Raw genomic sequence first — 18,556 nt, 5'->3', positions numbered from 1 at the left:
TCGGCCAGATGGATTTGTCGACCAGCGCGAAACCGTCAGCCGTGGAGACCAGCATTGTTGCAGCCGGGCGCGGCACCATCAGTTCGTTCCAGTCGAGCCGGTCATCCACCACGCCGCGCAGCACTTTGATAGCGTAATCGCGCTGCTCAAAGCAAATGCCCTCTTTGTTGGTTCCCGCTGTAGTGATGGCAAACAGCAGTGACTGAAGACGGGCACCGGTCGCCGTTTCAAGCACGTCCCATACGTCACGGATGCGGTGAGCATGCAGCTCATCGACTATCCCACAGTGAATGTTAAGACCATCCAAGTTATTTGCATCGCTGGAAAGCGGCTCAAACTTTGATGCCGTTCTTTCCTGGTGAATATTCAGCTTTACGTGACCAAAGAGACGTCCCAGTGTCCAGGGCGCTTTCTTAATCATTTTTTTGGCATCATCAAACACGATGCGCGCCTGGTTTCGGGTTGTTGCTGCGGAATAGACTTCCGCTCCACCCTCACCATCAGCGCCAGTCATATAGAGACCGATACCCGATGAAACCGTTGATTTGGCGTTTTTACGCGCCACTTCGTTATAAGCGGTACGAAAACGGCGAACGATGACAGGATCGCCGTCATCGTCTGGCACCTGCTCACCTGTGACCTCATCAATCAGAGGAATGATGAAACCAAACAGATTTATCAGGATGAAGATGTGCCAGGGCATAAGCTCTATTGGCTTACCTGCCAGCGCACCTTTGACGCGAGGAACAAAGTTATAAAAGTCGAGAATATGCTGGGCGCGGTCCTCACTGAAGTAGATACCGCGTTCCGGCCCATGCTCTAAATCATTGAGAAACCGCTGGCACACCAGGCGCACCAGTTCGCCAGCAACAATCTTGCCAGACAGCACGTGCTCTGCGTACTGAATACCAGCCTGAACAGTTGCCATTCATCATTTGCGCTTTTTAAGAAACTCTTCCAGAGGATCGACCTCAGCCGGGCCTTTAGCTCCAACTTTAGAGCGGCTGGCCGGGGTCATGCCGAATTCAGTGAGCATTGCCCGTATGCGTTTCCACGCATCGGACTTCATGACTGCTGCCGGGTGAGCCTTCACGATATCTTCCCCCGTGGCAGAAACAGTTTTGTAGGTGTAACCCTCTTCGGCCAAAATTTCGCAATGCTGGCGATACTCGGTATAGGCTTCGATCAATAGCTCCAGCGCTTTACCGTCCAGCGTGGTCATCACACCAACAGCTGAAAGTTCATCGCCAATGCGCTTAAACCAGTATTTCCCCATCTTGTCGAAATGCTTCAGCGTTAGGGGCACCCCAAAAGGCGGTTTTGGCTCATTTTTGTTGATGGGCCTTTTCGATGGGTTCCCTTTCACTAAAGCCAGGCGTGTCGGGGTCTTCGGCGGTCCTGACATAATCGAAAACTCCTATTAATCACTCATTGGGGAACCCCAAAAAAAGTTTTCTAACCTGCGGCGGTGCGAAAAAAACCTAGGCGGCGGTCCTGAGCGCGAAAGGCTCCAGAGATTTGACCCGCCCCTCCCCCCTCACCTCAGATGAAATTGAGAATCGATATCATTTGAGCCATTCGCGTGACGTTTTACCGCAATGGCAGGGCCAGCACAGGCTTTCGAGGTTCGAATCATCATCGGTTCCCCCATGTGCTTTGGCTAAGATGTGATCGACGATCTTCGCTTCAACAGCGCGGCCATTCCACAGGCAGCTCTGACATAGTTGATTATCCCGCCTCAGAATGCGGGTACGTCTGATATCCCACTGACTGCCATAGGCCACGCTCATGGAGGCTCTTGCCCTGCTGATGCAGCTGCCATCCTTCATGTCGATGCGCTTCACAATAACCAGAACGGTTAGTTGTTGTGCCGGGACCGCCGCACTTACGACAAGCGCGAGGAATTAAACCTGGCACTAATCACCCCTTAATGATCTTTCATGTTTTCTTCATATAAAATGTCTGAAAACAGCGTGAGAAGTATGATTTGTTAATTAGATCGCTAGGAATTATCCTAGAATGCTTCTTGCACTCAAAAATGAACGTTTACTATAAAAGGACAATTCAATACCAAAAATAACTATTGGTGCAGACAGTAAATCTACCCTACATAACAACGTAAGTGGTTTTATCTTTGATCAAGAAGGTTTGATTTTTGACCAGCAAAAGGTTGTAGATGGTGTGGTCTATCGTGTGGTTACGTATGATAATAATGCGTCTGTGTGTATGAGTTACACTCAAGAAGGTAAAAACCTTAGCTACAAAACAAGTGGTGTTACCAGCACATTTAATAATGATCATGACCAAGAAAATTCAGTAAAAATCCATTTTTCGAAGCAAATTGATTGATTTTTATAAGTAAAAATAGCCGTCCATCGGGGCGGCTATTTTATCTTTTAACGTTTGCTGTTTTTTCTCTTTCAACAAACATCCCTGTAGTATGTGAATGCACAGCAATCCGAAAGTCACTGTGCGTGATGATTTCGACGTTCACAGCGTGGCTAACTGTTATCCCTTGTCGGAGGATTCAAAAAAACCGCCCTTAAGGCGGTTTGTGCATTGTTTTTAGACCAAATCAGATAGTAATCGCGTGTGTATCTGAATTTGCATATCAGGTCTGCCCTGAATATGCCCATCCAAAATGTGATAGCCCATTACAGGTTTCACTTTCAAATCAAGCATGAACTCTTTGACCGGACCAAACACTGAGGTCACCTGGTCATTAAATCTTGTAACCTTTAACAGGGCTGCATCTTCTGAGATATCACCCTGATAAAAATATCCAAAATCTCCACCATTAACCTTACCCTGCCTTACGGTGACGACTCCGGCCCCAAAGTCCTGTTGATTACTTTTAAAATGTACGTGATACAGGCCATCTTTCATAACAACCTCCTTTTCGACAAGAGAGTTCACAAATTAGCTCTAAGAATCTTCCGAGTGAACATCTTTCTTAACGAATCGGGATGTTAATTAAATAACCATGATCAGGCGCACTATCAGCACGCCTTTTTATGATTACTTCTGACTGTCTTCTGTCGCTTTGTCCCAATCCTCACGGAACTGGGATGGATTTTGACTACCCTGCAATGACATGTTTTTACCGTACATGTAGCCTTTGGCAGTGAGTGACCAGAAGTTTTTAACGCCACTAGGCGCTGATCGGCTCACTCTCACCTTTTGCTCAACAACACCGACCTTTTCCAGCAGCTTGTATGCCTGGCTTGCCGTTAACTTAATGCCATGAGTTTTCAGCGATGAGGTAAGTGAGAAACTTGCGCGGCTTGATCCATCTGCTGCATCGGCTGGAGCGTCAATGGCATATACAGGCATCATATTGGGGATACCGTAATGCTGTTGGATCTTTTGGTAAGCGCCCAGTTTTGATGAGCTTGAGAAATTCAGCAGCTTTGAAGCTGACTCAAGCACGAGAAGGCAGTAACGCCCCACTTTATCCTGACGTACAGAAACACCATCAATCACTAAAAGTTGATTCATACTAACTACTCAATGCCGTTTCGTTGTTATCCGGTCCAGTCCCATCATCTGCAAATGAACGGGACCAACCTTTGCCAATGGTATCTGCAAATAATCATCAACAATTCATAATAGCGTAATAAAAAGGGAAAAACATCTCTTGCTAAAATCGCCCCAAAAGTGCCTGTACTTTCCTTTCATAACTGCAATGTTTAGCTTGCAGGCCAATCCGACAGGCACCTAATGAAATGTTAAATCCAAGTTCATGCGGTAAATCACCAAAACTAAAATATTCAATCATAATTAACTTGATTCCAAACACCCATAGTCAGTTGAAAATAAAATCACACATCGGGGCGCCTTACATTACACAGTATGAATAATTGGCAGCAATTCAATACATTAAACAAAAAACCTCGCTAAGAAAATCGAAAAAAAAGCAAACCCCGAGGTGCATTTCTATCAGGGTAAGAGAAAAAACCAAAAAAGAGAAAGTTTCATTTCTAAATTGACACTCTACAGACACTTAATTAACGACATCGCCAACACTGTTAATTGAGAAACATCTTCACATAAGAATTAATAACATCCATCATTTCACCCTTGACGAACTACTAATATAATGATCATTCAATCCATAAGGCATAATCCGATTGCTAGCCCTTGCAGGCTTCGCAATTAAAATAAAAACCAATAAAATAAAAATAAAAATCGGAGCAAAAACCAATAGAGGTGGAGAATTTCTTAAAAACTCACTCTTAGGGATTTCCAATGCCTCAGGAAATATTAACCTAGTTACTTCCTCGTAAAATGACGGTGCATAAGGTATATTATACCCCACCCATACATACAACGAATTCAACATCGTTGCCACCAACCAAAACAATACCCACCACAAAACAAAAAGATATCCAAACCTCAACACTGAAGATCTTATTTCCACCATCATATAGAAATATGAAGAAACGAAAGCTGTAACGATTATCAGTGAAGAATAATAAAAAAAGAATAAATAACCAACCCTCATCATGCTAAAAACATTATCACCACCCTCATGTTTTGATGATAAAAATAGTTCCACAACCACATTACCATTGAACACAATAGATAAGGTGCATCCTAACAACGCATAAATAAAACACAATATCATCTGCCGAGAGTTCTCTTGCAGGTTATTTTTTTTATAAACTAACGTAGATGAAAACCTATTGATATGATTCAAAATCAGCATGGTGGAAAAAACAAACACTAGAGTCGTTAAGATTACTAAAGGAAAAAAAGAAAGAGACCTTCCACTAAAGAAATCAAAAAAATCCTCATCATTAACCTCTGGAATATATACTTCCAACTTACTATAAAGCAAATTAATAATAATCAAAAAACAAAATGTAGAAGAAAAAATAAATCCATAGTCGGCTTTCTCCCAAAGAGAACCATCAGACAATGCATCTTTTCTTGCTTTTGCGCTAGGATGAAAAGATAATATGCTATTAGATGATTTAATATTTTGTGAAAGCCGATTAATTATACTCTCTCTAAATCCTCTCTGAGCAGCGAATTCATCGGTGAGAAATTCCCTTAGGCGGATAAAGTGCCGTGCAAGCAATGAAAACACGACAATTAACATTGCGCTGTTAAAGTTATAATAAAGAAAATCAGGGATAGAGCGAAAGAGATAATGTGCCTTCCCGATATAACTGTCAAGTATTGCTGCTTTGTCAAACCACAACACCCAATAATGAATCCCTACAATTACAATTTTCATTAGATTTAAAAACACAAACGCATAAGTCATACTAAGTAAGAATGTGATATACCAATAATCCTTCCTTTCGATATGTGCGCTTTCATGAGCTACAATTCCTGAAATGTCCTCCCCCCTTTTAAACCTCAATAAAAGACCCTTTTCAACAACCATGCTGGATTTTAGTGATGTCAGGTGGTAAAAAGCGTTGAGTCCAATAGTTGAAGTTGTAAGTATTTTTATTCTCTTGCTTGTTATTGCCTTACATGCACTTTCACAATACTTTAAAAAAGACCTTTCATCTAAAGGAAAAGATTGAATCTTATATTTAACACCTCGACTCAGTTGCATATAGACAACTATTATTATCGTTATGATGAACAGAAAAAGCAGGTCAAAAAGACCCAATAGTGAGAATGAAACCCGAAAACCAACAAAATAAAATAAAATCGTCAAAGGTCCATTATTAGAGAACGTAATAAAAGACATTGCAAAAATAAGGTAGTTCACACCCATTTTCGATTCATCATAAAATGAAAACTGATTTATTCTATCCATAAATCACCTTCGTTTAGTAAGGAACAAACTAACCAACACAGCATTTGCAATACTTTCAGCCACCTCCTTTGTTATTTTATTCTTCACACAGTATGAAAGAATAATTTCTTCGACTTCTTTTGGAGTATGATTCACATTATATTTACTCTCCTCCGGTTTAGGATTGCGCCGCTTATATCTTTCCTTTAAATCCTCTAAACTCAAAGAAATAAACCCATCTAGGTAAATAGGAATAACGATCCCTAAAACATACTTGACAGCCAAGAATAAATTTTGCGATGTATATTGAATCACCTCAGAAGTATCGAATGCACCAGGAATATCACTAACACGCTTTTCATTAATACTACTATAAATCACATCACTAAGATATTTCCTCTCCATGGGATCAACCGTATCAAGAACAACCGACACTATATCCCAAGCAAGTAAATCTTTAGGTTTTATTTTCATAAGATACCTCAGAAACATGAATTAATTGACATGGTTAATTTCCATTTAAGATTAGTATAGCCGGATAAATATTCCTCACCCCTTCGGTAAGGGTTATTCTTTAATCCGCCAGTAACACTATAAAAATCATGTATCTACTACGACTCTGATGCTAATGAAATCCTATGCCCACCTCAGTCACAGTGCGAAAAACCAACACAATATTATTAATTAGCATCCTAATAGATAAACATTAATGCATTAGCGCGAATTACTGGATTAGAAGGTAGAGCTTTCCGCCACACCCACTTTACAATATTACTCCACGATAATCTGCGAGGAGTGTCATTATTTCCTGAGTGTATTTATCATCATGATGCAACACAGCTTTCCCATCTTTGATCCCAATATATTCAGCTTCACAAAGCAATTCTGCCAAGCGCCTTGCTTTTACTGCGCTGAACTGCGGCATAGCAGCGGAACGGGTCAGTTTCTTCTTGCCACTGGCTTTGGCTTTCTCCAGCTGGGTTTTGGCTACCGTCTCGGCTTTGGCTCAATGCTCCCGGACCAGCGCTACAGCGGTCGTCACCGCAACTTCGCCAGTTTTAACCATTGCAAGCAGGCCATCACCCACGGTCAGTAACTGGAGGTGGTGATCCACATCAGCGGGTGAACGCTTCACTTTCCTGGCAATTTCTGCCGGTTCCCAACCCTGATTGATCATGCGCTGATACGCGGCGGCACGTTCCAAGGTTCTAATGCCCTGCCCTGGCTGCTTGTTACCATGAAGGCAATGCGATCGGCTTCACCGCCTACAAAGTCTTTGCACTCCAAGCGGATTTCATGACCTGCTGCCTGTGCCAGCTTCGCGCCATGCCAGCGGTGATGGCCGTCGATAATCTTCACGCCCTGCTCTGTCAACTCCCTTACGTGCACCGCGCTGGGCAACGCCTTCAGGGTATCCCTCACCCACTAATACCTTAACGATATGTTTGTGAATAAAATCAGAGGGATTCATGCTCCCCCCTGATTCTCCGGCTGCTGGTAATAATCATTCCATGCAGCCTTAACTACCTTGTCGCTGACTTTCTGGTAGTTGTTAGCTCCACCAGCAGCGTTTATTCTTTGCTCATAGACCAATACGCCAGCCAGTATCCGGCAGAGGAATTGCTCTGAAGGTTTTTTCTGGCTTACAATGACCATGTGATTACTTCTCCATGCCGGTGATTTATTCGCAAATCGACGCCCGGGACTGCAATCTTGGGCGTCAACCTTTCTGGGGTTTCCTTCGGCTGAATGCCGTGACAATCGACCGCACTTCCTCATCTCGTGCAGCAAGATGTCTGCGGTGGTGTTCCATAATTTCTGCTGCTTCATCTGCATCAATCACCCCGTCTTCCACCGCCAGTTCAATAATTTGGTCTACATGGCCGCGCTGTGCCGCCGTCCTGACCGATTTGTTAAACAGCTCGACCCTGTCCAGTTCTTCGAATTTCCGTATGTCCACCAGCAAGGGCACCGCGTCGGGCTGCAAAGTATTCAACCAGCAGATTCGTGCCCGACAGGTCTCCGCGTATTGAGAAAATTATCAGGGATGCATCAACCCTGCCGTTAAAATCAGGGATGAGTAGCATTTATGTGATCCACCAGCCATCAGGTGCGAAATATACCCGTGATGGCTTTAACAGCCACTGGCTAAAAGCGAAGAAGGAAGCAAAAGAAAAATTTCCAGAGATGACCTTCGATTTCACTTTCCACGATCTTAAGGCAAAAGGCATTTCTGATTTGGATGGGAATTTATATGAGAAACAGGCGATATCGGGGCATAAAAATGTGGAGCAAACAGCTCGCTACAATCGCAAGATTGCAGTTGTCCCTGTCGTCGGTGGTCAAAAATAGAACTACGGATATTAGGAAGGGATATTAGGAAGCACGGGGATAAAACAAAAAAACCGCCCTTGGGCGGTCACGACATCACTGCTTATTGCTTTGATTTTATTCGGTTTGAATCGGTATTCAATATGGTGCCCGGGGCGGGACTTGAACCCGCACGACCTTACGATCGAGGGATTTTAAATCCCTTGTGTCTACCGATTTCACCACCCGGGCAGGGTGTAAAGTGGAGGCGCGTCCCGGAGTCGAACCGAGGTGGACGGATTTGCAATCCGCTGCATGGCCACTCTGCCAACGCGCCTTTCAATCTGATGTGCATTCCGTTACTGAACAGAGTGCTAAATCTGGAGCGGGAAACGAGACTCGAACTCGCGACCCCGACCTTGGCAAGGTCGTGCTCTACCAACTGAGCTATTCCCGCATTATATTATTATCGAACTTACTGATTTCATTCAGCTTTTAGCAAACTCGCTGCCGTTCGATGCGATGCATTCTACTTAACTGGCGCAATGAGTCAATAAAATTATCCACACAGTGCGTCCGTTTGCTGCTTTTTAAATCGCATCGATCACCGTTCGAACAAATCGCCACGCGCAGCGTTCAAATATTGGTACATCGACCAGAATGTCAGCACCGCCGCGATGTACAACGCGACCACACCAACGCCGACGACGGTAGCATCATGACGCCACAGCAACGCCACCAGCGACAGCATCTGAGCGGTGGTTTTGACTTTACCAATCCAGGAGACTGCCACACTGCTACGCTTGCCAATTTCCGCCATCCACTCACGCAGGGCAGAAATAATGATCTCACGTGCGATCATGGTGGCGGCTGGTAGGGTGATCCACCAGGAGTGGAAATACTCCGCCACCAACACCAGCGCTATCGCGACCATCACTTTATCCGCCACCGGATCGAGGAACGCACCAAACCGCGTGGTTTGCTTCCAACGACGTGCCAGAAAACCATCAAACCAGTCAGTGACTGCGGCTACCACAAAAATCAGCGCGGTGACGAAAGGCGCCCAGTGAAATGGCAGATAGAACGCCAGCACAAAGAAAGGAATCAGGACGACTCGAAACAGGGTAAGACATGTCGGAATGTTAAATTGCATATGCCAGTAACTGTCTGGTATGGGTAGAATTTAACGTATGTTCCTACATTGCCCCCCCTGTTTCAATGTTAGTGTTTAAGGGAATAGTAGATTTTTTCTGCCAGCGCGAAAGAAATGCCCGGCACTTTGGCAATCTCTTCGACACTGGCATTCATCAGCGGCTGCAGGCCGCCCATATACTTAAGCAGCTGTTGGCGTCGTTTTGGCCCTACGCCTTCGATAGTTTCCAGGGCGCTGGTGTTCTTCACTTTAGCCCTTTTTTTACGATGGCCCGAGATTGCATGATTGTGAGCATCATCACGAATATGTTGGATCACATGCAGCGCAGGCGAATCCGGCGGTAACGATGTCCCCTCTCCTTCCGCCTCGAAAAACAGCGTTTCTAACCCTGCTTTACGATCGCTGCCTTTCGCCACACCGAGCAGAATCGGACGATCTTTATCCCAGGGCACATCCAGCTCGGCAAACACCTGTTTCGCCTGCGCCAGTTGCCCCTTGCCGCCATCAATCAGGATCACATCCGGTATTTTCTCTTCATCCAGCGCTTTACCATAGCGCCGAAGTAATACCTGATTCATCGCCGCGTAATCATCGCCCGGCGTAATGCCTTCGATGTTGTAGCGTCGATAATCACTCCGTAACGGACCGTTGCGATCGAACACCACGCAGGAAGCGATGGTTTGCTCACCCATGGTATGGCTGATGTCAAAGCATTCCATCCGATTGATCTGGTCCAGTTCAAGGAACGTCGCCAGTGCCGCCAGACGCTGCTGAATGGTCGAATGCTGTGACAAGCGCGTCGTCAGTGCCGTCGCCGCATTGGTGCGCGCCAGTTTAAGATAACGGGCGCGATCACCACGTGGCTTGCTTTGGATATTCACTTTACGCCCGGCCATCTCGCTGAGCGATTCCGCCAGTAATTCGCGCTCCGGCAAGCTGAAATCCAGCAAAATATCTGTCGGCAAGGTGCGCGCTTCACTGCCTTGCAAATAGAACTGGCCGAGGAACGTTTGTACCACTTCGGCCAGCTCAGTGTCCGCCGGGACTTTGGGAAAGTAACTGCGGCTACCCAGGACTTTGCCCTGACGAATAAACAAGACATGCAGACACGCCATACCCGCATCGTAGGCCACGCCCATCACATCCAGATCGTCCCCCTGATTGGACACAAACTGTTTTTCCGTGATACGACGCACCGCCAGAATTTGATCACGTAAGCGCGCGGCTTCTTCAAACCGCAACGCCTGGCTGGCGGCTTCCATGCGTTTGACCAGTTGATTCAGCACCTGATCGTCTTTGCCCGCCAGGAACAGCCGCACGTAGTCGGTTTGTTGTGCATACTCTTCTTCAGTCACCAGCCCGGCAACACAGGGACCGAGACAACGGCCAATTTGATATTGCAGACAGGGACGCGAGCGATTGCGATACACACTGTTTTCACACTGGCGAATCGGGAACACTTTCTGCAACAGCGCCAGCGTTTCACGCACCGCATAACCATTGGGAAATGGGCCGAAGTATTCACCTTTGGCATGCTTCGCCCCACGATGCATGGCCAATCGTGGATGGCTATCGCCACTGAGAAAGATATAGGGATAAGATTTATCATCACGCAACAGCACGTTGTAACGCGGCTGATACAGCTTGATGTAGTTATGCTCCAGCAACAGCGCTTCCGTCTCGGTGTGCGTCACCGTGACATCGATTTGTTGAATGTTGCTGACCAGCGCTTCGGTTTTGCGACTTCCCACCTGCGAGCGAAAATAGCTGCTCAGGCGCTTTTTGAGGTCTTTGGCTTTACCAACATAGATCACCGTGCCTGTCGCGTCATACATTCGATAGACGCCGGGCTGACTGGTCACGGTGCTGAGAAAGGCTTTAGCGTTGAAAACGTCACTCACTACTGATTAACGGCTCCGCATTAAACAGACCATGTCGTATGGCCAGATGCGTTAACTCCACATCGCCACTGATGTTCAACTTGCTGAACATACGATAACGGTAGCTGTTAACGGTTTTCGGGCTGAGGCTAAGTTGTTCGGAAATCTCCGTCACTTTCTGCCCGCGCGTGATCATCAGCATAATCTGCAATTCCCTTTCCGACAAACAGCTAAAGGGGGATTCGGCTTTCTGCGGCTCAATCTGGCTGAGTGCCATCTGCTGGGCGATATCAGAAGCGATATAGCGTTGCCCTGCGTGCACTGAGCGGATAGCGCTGACCACTTCTTGCGGTGCAGCACCCTTACTCAGATAACCCGCCGCGCCAGCTTGCATCACCTTTGCGGGTAACGGATTTTCCGTATGAATAGTCAGCATGATGATGCGGATATCCGGGTTGTAGCGCATGATTTTACGCGTGGCTTCAAGGCCACCAATGCCAGGCATGTTCATGTCCATCAGCACCACGTCCACCGGATTGTTGCGGCACCATTTAACCGCATCCTCACCACAAGCCACTTCCCCGGCAATTACCAATCCCTTCATATCTTCCAGTATGCGACGAATGCCAACGCGTACCAGTTCATGGTCATCAACAAGAAGCAGGCTGATCAACGGGACGTACTCCGCAGGTTAGTGATGGGGAATATATTTCAAGAGGCTTATCTTACCGGGTTTCTCGGGGAAAAAACATCGCTCACGCAGATAAATCCAGGCGTAAATGACGCACATCAAATAGAGGTTAAGGACCATCCATTTTAAGTCATCCGCGATATCACGCAAGAATAAGAAAGTAAAATAATGATTAATATCATTACGTTATAATTTATGCAGCGTTTCGCTTTTCTTGTGCCTTGCTTAAAATAAATAATCGTCTCCGTCATTATTTATTGACGATAAATACAGCAATTTCTCATTCCACTTCTGGCATGAATTCCTGATTTCAGCGCTAATAAATTCTTTTGACAACCCTATGATATACTCTGTTTTTCGTACACGGGAAGAATGTGTCAAGACCATGCAACACAACCAGGGAGTCAATTATGAGTGATGAAGACTTTGCAACTTCGCAGGAAACTCAAAAGCTGGCAGATGAAGTCGCCTGTCTGAAAATGATGGTGACACTGATTCTGAAAGGTATGGGCCAGGCGGATGCCGGAAAAGTGATTATCAATATGGAACGTTATGTGCAAACGTTAGGGGAAAAACCGCAGGCTGAAGTGTTCAGCAACACCATTCGTCAAATCAAAACCGCCTACCGTCAGTAAGCGGCCTGCCCCGCGCCGCCCGCGCGGGGAGAATTAACTGTGCGACTGCCAGTTGACAGAAACCCCCAATGACGGCAAAACCTCTTCGGGGCTAAACCGACGCGTACCGCGATACTTTTCTGCCAGTGCCGGTTGCTGAACCGGGATGCGAATGGCAAACAGATTATCCTCAGATTGAATCAACCCGGGCGATAACGGCTCATAAATCACCTGATGCCGTTCAAACATCTTTTCCAGCATCGGCGTGGCGGAACTGATCAGAAATTCTATCCCACTTAATTCCGCTAACTGTACAGAATGCCAGAGGATGTTAAGCGGCAATTCCGCATCCAGTTCCAGTCGGGCGGAAAAACGCGACATCTCCCACACTTTTTCATGACTGAAAGGCAATACCACCCCTTCCGCCATTTCTGGCTCCTGCCATGGCATTAAACGCGCACAACCACAAATGCCCTGTCGTGCATTCCAGGCAATCATCCAGGTTACATCGGAACGATCAAAACGATCATATTCCTGACCCGGGGTGCTCAATCGGGGTGGAATTGACCAGCCTTCGCCACGCGCAAACACGCTGTAGCGATAGGTTCCCAATTCGGCCAGCAGAGAGGACGGCATATCCTTTAACTGGGTTTGAATTATTTTCATCATGCGCCCCTGACATCCCCATGTTTGCAATGATTTTTATGTGCGCCAGCCTGGCAAAGTTCCGGCGCAGGGTAGACAACTGGCTTGAGGCTGGGAACTACTAAAACTAGTAGTTGCCTTTTTGCTATATCAGTCCAATTGCTGCGGCATAACAGGCAATCTGCGTTTTATTGGAAACATTAAAGCGCTTTTGCATATTCTTTTGGTGGAAGTTCACCGTGTGTTCTGAAATCGCTAAAATAAGTGAAATTTCCGCAGAAGTTTTCCCCTCCGCAGTCCATTTCAAAATTTCCAGCTCTCTCTGGCTGAAATCATTAGATAAAACCACCATGGCGTTATCGTTAAGGCGCTCCAGCACACGCAAGCTCAGTTCCGCCAGAAAGTGTAGTTTTACTTCCAGCTCAACACGTAAATGCTGGGTCTTACTCTGTTGCCCGGATGCAATAGATAATATACCAATGGCACGATTTGATGCCATTGCCGAACAGGAAAATCCACTCATCAGGCCATAAGCGTTCGCTTCTGCCCATAAATTGCCCGCTCCGGTAAAAAGATCGCGTGTCCACTCGACACCATGCCCTGGCCGCTGACAAAGTAGCAGCACGGGGTCCACAGCATAATAGTTCTCACTTTCGTAGTGTTTAACCCAGTCTTCCGGGTAAGTACTGAACAAAAAAATGCGTGGCCGGGTAAAGGGCACCGGATGCTGGATCAGAAAAGCAAAGTAATCAAAACCCAAGGTTTCAATGTGTTTCTGTAAAAGCGCTTTCAATTGCAGCACGGCCGTCACCGCCTGGAATTGAATTTCGGTCTCGCCTCGCCAGACGAAATAATTATCGGTCGTCATTATTGCCTCAGCGTCTTGCAACGCTCTTGCGCCTTGTTATTCGGTCCGGTTAACACAAAAAATTAAATTAACTAGAGAAAAAATATTGATTGAAAGAGCCAGATTGCTCAAACGAGCATAATCATACTGCGGTCAATGCATTACCCCAATGGGATGGATTGAGCTTTCGCGTCTTTGTTAACACCATCACAACTTTTAAAGTGACGGAGGATTAGAATAGGATTTTTCTGATGTTGTTTCAATCTTTCCATCCATTGAAAATTTTCAATACTGTGATAAACATTGAGCATCGTCATTAACTGAAATCGATTGTTTACAGTGTTTTAACCTAAAACACGTGGTTATTTTATGCCACATATCCCTCTCACCTGATTCTTAATCCCAGTTATTTCTGCCATGTGGTCGCTTTTTCACCCTTTGCAGTGATTCCCGTCACGCACGTTTCCGGCTACTCTTAGCTATGAGCGGCGTAACACGTAATGGTGATTTGCAGGGGAAGACAATGCCGCAGCCGGGCTGAGCGCATTGTCACGCGTATTCGAGAAGCTAAGCGGGACTGACCATGTTGAACCAGTTGGCATTACCTTTCCTTGTTCTGGGCGGCTGTACAGCCCTGATGATTTTAAAAGACCTCTTCCGTCATCCTCACCCGGTCGCGGTGATGAATATCATTTGGCCATTAACCGGACTATATATGCCTTTTGTTGGCTGGCTGGCCTGGTGGTATCTGGGAAGAAAACCTTCCCGTCAGGTTAAACTTGCCCTGCTGGTTCCGCAAAAATTACATCGTAACGCTGGCTGGCAAACCATCTTTATTTCTACTTCATTATCAGCCGCCGCCTGTATATTTGGCGATATAATGACAATCCCGATAATCACCTTACTAAATCAGTTCGCGATTAATCCGGCATTATGGATGGAAGCAATTATTTGCGTTGGCATTTCGTTATTGATGGGGCTATTTTTTCAATTCTTGGCAATTCGACAACGTGAAAAGCGTTCATTTGGCCGTGCGTTATTATTAGCCTTGAAAACTGAAACCTTTCCCTTGCTGATTTATCAATTAGGTATCTTTCTCTTTATGGGTTTGGCACTAAAATTTGTGCTAAATCAGCAAATCAATCCGCTGCTGACCGGTTTTTGGTTTATGCTGCAGCTCGCCATGATGATCGGCTTTCTTTTCTCATGGCCAGCTAATCATTTCCTGATCAAACGGGGACTGAATCCAGCGGTATAACCTCAGCGACAATAACCGCTGCCGCGCATGCCAAAATGAAAATGGCTGGCATGTGCGGCGTTGTAATCAGGGCCAAGCGCATTGCCAAAATTGGCGCAACCGTTTCGCCATAACGCATGTAATGCAACTGAAGCATCCTGAGGTTGTTGCCAGTTATTTTCCACCCGTAACCAACGTCCGTTTGTCAGTTGATAGCCGGTAATATCCCAGGCATCTGCCGTCGCATGTTCACTTAAACGCCCCTGCTGGCGATGATAAATATTACGGCAGGCATAGCTACCGACATGCGTAATGCGTTGCAATGGGCTGCGCATACCTGCCTGCTGTAATTGTGCCTGGCTTTGCCATACATACATCGTACTGACCACTGCCAGCGAGCAACTGGCTAAAAAGCTGCTGCTCAGCGTCACATCACCAAAACCGGTAATCCGCAATGGCTGTGCGACCGGACATGCCCCCTGTATCCCAGCCACCTCAGTAAACTGTACCTTGCCACTCTGCTGCGCCTGGCGCATGACCGCCAGACAGGCCACTGGATCATCTGCCAGCCGTTTAACTTTGTAACGCGTCAGCCACCCCGGAGGATCGGTCACGGCCAGCGGAGTAAACGGATTCCAGCCCGGCGGCAAATGTTGCTGTAGCCATGGCAGACTCAACCACCCGGCGAGCATCAGCAGAAAAATCAGGAGCAATATGCGCACAACACCTCTCTTCGATGTCCGGGAATAGCATTAAGGTAGTTGTTAACGACAGGAAGAACAGAGGATAAGGATGGGTGCTGCTGACTTTTCACCCACAATGACGAAATAATGTACCGTGTAAATATTTACTGACAGAGCAAAGCACGTAAAAGGTCACAGTTGTTAAAAAACAATTACCGAAAGTTGCCGCTGTTCCACTATCTTATGCCATCTTCCACCGTGCAACAGCACGTTATCTAACAGCCAGCAGAGCTGACACGACATCAAGACAGGAAAGAAATCTTTATGGTTGACCAATCTAAAGAGGCGCTACTCAACGCTGAGCAGCCCGATAAACTGCAACGAAATCTGCATAATCGTCATATCCAGCTGATTGCTATTGGCGGAGCCATCGGCACCGGCCTGTTTATGGGTTCCGGTAAAACCATCAGCCTTGCCGGCCCTTCGATCATTTTCGTCTATATGATCATCGGTTTTATGCTGTTCTTTGTGATGCGCGCAATGGGTGAGCTGCTGCTCTCCAATCTGGAATATAAATCGTTCAGTGATTTTGCGGCTGACCTGCTGGGCCCCTGGGCCGGATATTTCACCGGCTGGACCTACTGGTTCTGTTGGGTGGTCACCGGCATCGCCGATGTGGTGGCGATCAGTGCCTATTTTCAGCTCTGGTTCCCGGACTTTTCAATCTGGATGAGCGCCCTGCTTTGTGTCGTCGTGTTCCTGACGCTGAATATCGCCACCGTAAAACTGTTCGGTGAGATGGAGTTTTGGTTCGCGATTATCAAAATTGTCGCCATCGTCGCATTGATCATCACTGGTGTGGTGCTGGTCGCCATGCACTACCCCTCTCCGGGGGGCGGCACCGCTTCGCTGAGCAATATCTGGGATCATGGCGGCATGTTCCCGAAAGGATTGAGCGGCTTTTTTGCGGGTTTCCAGATCGCCGTTTTCGCGTTTGTTGGTATTGAACTGGTGGGCACGGCGGCGGCTGAAACGCATGATCCCCATAAAGTGTTGCCACGTGCCATCAATGCCATTCCATTGCGCGTGATTATGTTTTACGTGCTGGCGCTGATGGTCATTATGGCGGTGACACCGTGGAACCAGGTACTGGCCGATCGCAGTCCGTTCGTCGAGATGTTTGTGATGATTGGCCTGCCGGCTGCCGCCAGTATCGTTAACTTTGTGGTGCTGACCTCTGCCGCATCCTCTGCTAACAGTGGCATTTTCTCCACCAGCCGTATGCTGTTCGGCCTGGCTGAACAGGGCGTGGCGCATAAGGCGTTTGGCCGTTTGTCCGCTCGCGCCGTACCGACTACCGGTCTGTTCTTCTCCTGCCTGTGCCTGTTGGGTGGCGTGGCACTGATTTATCTGATCCCGGATGTCATGACGGTCTTCACACTGGTGACCACGGTGTCGGCGATTCTGTTTATGTTCGTCTGGACCATCATCCTGTGCAGCTATCTGGCGTACCGCAAACAGCATCCACAGCGCCATGCCGAGTCGGCGTTTAAGATGCCGCTAGGCAAATTGATGTGCTGGGTATGTATGGCGTTCTTCGCCTTTGTGCTGGTGCTGCTGACGCTCCAGGAAGATACCCGCCAGGCGCTGATGGTGACACCGCTGTGGTTTGCCATTCTCACCATGGGCTGGCTGCTGCGTCGCCGTAAAGCCTGATCCCCTTGCCATCACCAGGCCCGATCATCGGGCCTGGTGATTTATAATCTTTCCCGCAGCTTCCGCCACGCCTCCACCAACGATGGTCTTAACGACGGCACCCGCCAAGGCGCAGCATTTGGCGCATCCGGCGCGCCCAGATTGAAGGTGAAGGTATAATTCGGCTCTTCGCCCATCCGTAAATCGGCAATCAGCGTATCGTTCCCCTGCTGACGCATGGCATAGAAACCATGGCTAAACCAGGCGACTCGTTCAGCCAGCCATTGACCTTGAAACGGAACGAACAGTGCGTTCTGGCGATCGTGCCAGCGAATTGTCAAGGGACGCTCCGGAGACAGCAGCGACCAATACCCCTCGCCGTAGCGATCCGGTGTCATGATCACCGTTCGCCACACCAGCGTGTTGAACGCGGTAGGTGTCACCAGCAGTTGCTGGGGCTGTACGGCCTGACGCGTCAGTTCCTGACCAATATGCTGGGTGGCTATACTTTGCACCACCATGCTCCAGCCAAGATACAGGCTACTGACCAGTAAACCCGCCTGATTCCAGCGCAGCCCTCTCGTATCTCGCCGCCATAACGCGACACCCAGCGCGACCAGTAATGGCAGGGTATACAGCGGATCGATAATGTAGATACTGCCGATGGCATAGGGGAAATCGGTCAGCGGCAATCCCAGTTGGGTGCCATAGACCGTCATTAAATCGAGCAACGGATGGGTAATGAGCGCCAGCCAAATCGCCAGCCACCAGCGTCGCCCGAACTGCCGCTGGCGTAACGCGCCAGCCAGTAGCCAGCCCAACAGCGGAGCCACCAGAGTCAGCCACAGTAGCGCATGGCTTTCGGTGCGATGCAGCGTCATATTGCGGATCGCATCGCCATGATCAATAAACACATCGAGGTCAGGTAACGTGCCCGCCACCGCCCCCACCAGCACGGACTGCCAGATCGGCACCCGTTTGCCCATCACCGCGACGGTGACCGATGCGCCTAACGCCAGTTGTGAAAGCGAATCCATGCAGTC

16 protein-coding genes, 3 tRNA genes and 5 pseudogenes are annotated in these 18,556 nt (G+C 47.5%); 4 read left to right on the top strand and 20 right to left on the bottom strand.

Translation table 11 applies throughout. The features are described 5' to 3' along the window. Positions 1–105 precede the first annotated feature (105 nt). The 10 genes and pseudogenes from PAT9B_RS07225 to PAT9B_RS07175 all read right to left on the bottom strand — a co-directional run. Positions 106–928, bottom strand: a pseudogene (locus PAT9B_RS07225) (terminase large subunit domain-containing protein); the annotation flags it as partial. Positions 929–931: 3 nt separating this feature from the next. Further along, positions 932–1,405, bottom strand: coding sequence for a phage terminase small subunit P27 family (locus tag PAT9B_RS07220; protein ID WP_013508594.1), 474 nt, complete (start codon positions 1,403–1,405; stop codon positions 932–934). A gap of 160 nt (positions 1,406–1,565) precedes the next feature. Beyond that, a pseudogene (locus PAT9B_RS07215) lies at positions 1,566–1,917 on the bottom strand (HNH endonuclease). Between the two features lie 648 nt (positions 1,918–2,565). Next, positions 2,566–2,886: a GrlR family regulatory protein gene (locus PAT9B_RS07205; RefSeq protein ID WP_013508593.1), complete on the bottom strand. Its 321-nt coding sequence runs from the start codon at positions 2,884–2,886 to the stop codon at positions 2,566–2,568. A gap of 132 nt (positions 2,887–3,018) precedes the next feature. Next, a complete protein-coding gene (locus tag PAT9B_RS07200) occupies positions 3,019–3,498 on the bottom strand; it encodes a hypothetical protein (RefSeq protein ID WP_013508592.1) in 480 nt (159 codons plus the stop codon). Between the two features lie 571 nt (positions 3,499–4,069). Further along, a complete protein-coding gene (locus PAT9B_RS07195; RefSeq protein ID WP_190274644.1) occupies positions 4,070–5,737 on the bottom strand; it encodes a M48 family metalloprotease in 1,668 nt (555 codons plus the stop codon). Positions 5,738–5,782: 45 nt separating this feature from the next. Then, on the bottom strand, positions 5,783–6,232 hold the full coding sequence (locus PAT9B_RS07190; protein ID WP_013508590.1) for a hypothetical protein: 450 nt from the start codon (positions 6,230–6,232) through the stop codon (positions 5,783–5,785). Positions 6,233–6,521: 289 nt separating this feature from the next. Next, positions 6,522–7,135 (bottom strand): annotated as a pseudogene (locus PAT9B_RS07185) (ParB/RepB/Spo0J family partition protein); the annotation flags it as partial. A gap of 90 nt (positions 7,136–7,225) precedes the next feature. Next, a complete protein-coding gene (locus tag PAT9B_RS07180; protein ID WP_013508589.1) occupies positions 7,226–7,414 on the bottom strand; it encodes a hypothetical protein in 189 nt (62 codons plus the stop codon). Between the two features lie 64 nt (positions 7,415–7,478). Further along, positions 7,479–7,779 (bottom strand): annotated as a pseudogene (locus PAT9B_RS07175) (YmfL family putative regulatory protein); the annotation flags it as partial. Between the two features lie 19 nt (positions 7,780–7,798). Here PAT9B_RS07175 and PAT9B_RS07170 point away from each other — a divergent pair. Continuing rightward, positions 7,799–8,110 (top strand): annotated as a pseudogene (locus PAT9B_RS07170) (integrase); the annotation flags it as partial. Positions 8,111–8,233: 123 nt separating this feature from the next. Here PAT9B_RS07170 and PAT9B_RS07165 read toward each other — a convergent pair. From PAT9B_RS07165 to uvrY, 6 genes are all read right to left on the bottom strand, one after another. After that, positions 8,234–8,320: transfer RNA gene (locus PAT9B_RS07165), tRNA-Leu, on the bottom strand. 11 nt (positions 8,321–8,331) lie between these two features. Then, positions 8,332–8,405: transfer RNA gene (locus PAT9B_RS07160), tRNA-Cys, on the bottom strand. A gap of 44 nt (positions 8,406–8,449) precedes the next feature. Then, positions 8,450–8,525 (bottom strand) — tRNA-Gly (locus tag PAT9B_RS07155). A gap of 147 nt (positions 8,526–8,672) precedes the next feature. Beyond that, a complete protein-coding gene (gene pgsA / locus PAT9B_RS07150) occupies positions 8,673–9,221 on the bottom strand; it encodes a CDP-diacylglycerol--glycerol-3-phosphate 3-phosphatidyltransferase (RefSeq protein ID WP_013508588.1) in 549 nt (182 codons plus the stop codon). Between the two features lie 68 nt (positions 9,222–9,289). Continuing rightward, a complete protein-coding gene (uvrC, locus tag PAT9B_RS07145) occupies positions 9,290–11,122 on the bottom strand; it encodes an excinuclease ABC subunit UvrC (RefSeq protein WP_013508587.1) in 1,833 nt (610 codons plus the stop codon). Further along, entirely contained in the window at positions 11,115–11,774 is a 660-nt protein-coding gene (uvrY, locus tag PAT9B_RS07140; protein ID WP_013508586.1) for a UvrY/SirA/GacA family response regulator transcription factor, read from the bottom strand. Before uvrY ends, uvrC begins: the two co-directional genes overlap by 8 nt. A 428-nt stretch (positions 11,775–12,202) precedes the next feature. Between uvrY and PAT9B_RS07135 the strand changes: the two genes are divergently transcribed. After that, positions 12,203–12,427 (top strand): DUF2594 family protein, encoded by a 225-nt coding sequence (locus PAT9B_RS07135; RefSeq protein WP_013508585.1) that lies wholly within the window; start codon positions 12,203–12,205, stop codon positions 12,425–12,427. 33 nt (positions 12,428–12,460) lie between these two features. Here the strand turns inward: PAT9B_RS07135 and PAT9B_RS07130 are convergent, their stop codons facing one another. Further along, positions 12,461–13,072, bottom strand: a complete 612-nt coding sequence (locus PAT9B_RS07130; RefSeq protein ID WP_041525755.1) for an acyl-homoserine-lactone synthase — start codon at positions 13,070–13,072, stop codon at positions 12,461–12,463. Between the two features lie 124 nt (positions 13,073–13,196). After that, positions 13,197–13,919 (bottom strand): transcriptional regulator SdiA, encoded by a 723-nt coding sequence (gene sdiA / locus PAT9B_RS07125; protein ID WP_013508583.1) that lies wholly within the window; start codon positions 13,917–13,919, stop codon positions 13,197–13,199. Positions 13,920–14,481: 562 nt separating this feature from the next. Between sdiA and PAT9B_RS07120 the strand changes: the two genes are divergently transcribed. Next, positions 14,482–15,156 (top strand): DUF4396 domain-containing protein, encoded by a 675-nt coding sequence (locus tag PAT9B_RS07120; protein WP_013508582.1) that lies wholly within the window; start codon positions 14,482–14,484, stop codon positions 15,154–15,156. A gap of 2 nt (positions 15,157–15,158) precedes the next feature. Here the strand turns inward: PAT9B_RS07120 and PAT9B_RS07115 are convergent, their stop codons facing one another. Further along, the gene (locus PAT9B_RS07115; protein WP_013508581.1) at positions 15,159–15,857 is read right to left on the bottom strand and encodes an extensin family protein; all 699 of its coding nucleotides are present in this window, start codon (positions 15,855–15,857) and stop codon (positions 15,159–15,161) included. A 285-nt stretch (positions 15,858–16,142) separates the two neighbouring features. Here PAT9B_RS07115 and cycA point away from each other — a divergent pair, with 285 nt between their 5' ends. After that, on the top strand, positions 16,143–17,534 hold the full coding sequence (cycA, locus tag PAT9B_RS07110; protein WP_013508580.1) for a D-serine/D-alanine/glycine transporter: 1,392 nt from the start codon (positions 16,143–16,145) through the stop codon (positions 17,532–17,534). 41 nt (positions 17,535–17,575) lie between these two features. Here cycA and PAT9B_RS07105 read toward each other — a convergent pair whose 3' ends face one another. Then, positions 17,576–18,550 carry a metal-dependent hydrolase gene (locus tag PAT9B_RS07105; protein WP_013508579.1) on the bottom strand — a complete coding sequence of 325 codons (975 nt, stop codon included), beginning with the start codon at positions 18,548–18,550 and terminating at the stop codon, positions 17,576–17,578. Positions 18,551–18,556 lie beyond the last annotated feature (6 nt).

The organism is Pantoea sp. At-9b, assembly GCF_000175935.2.
Lineage (GTDB): Bacteria > Pseudomonadota > Gammaproteobacteria > Enterobacterales > Enterobacteriaceae > Pantoea.
This window is presented reverse-complemented; position numbering and strand designations above follow the sequence as displayed.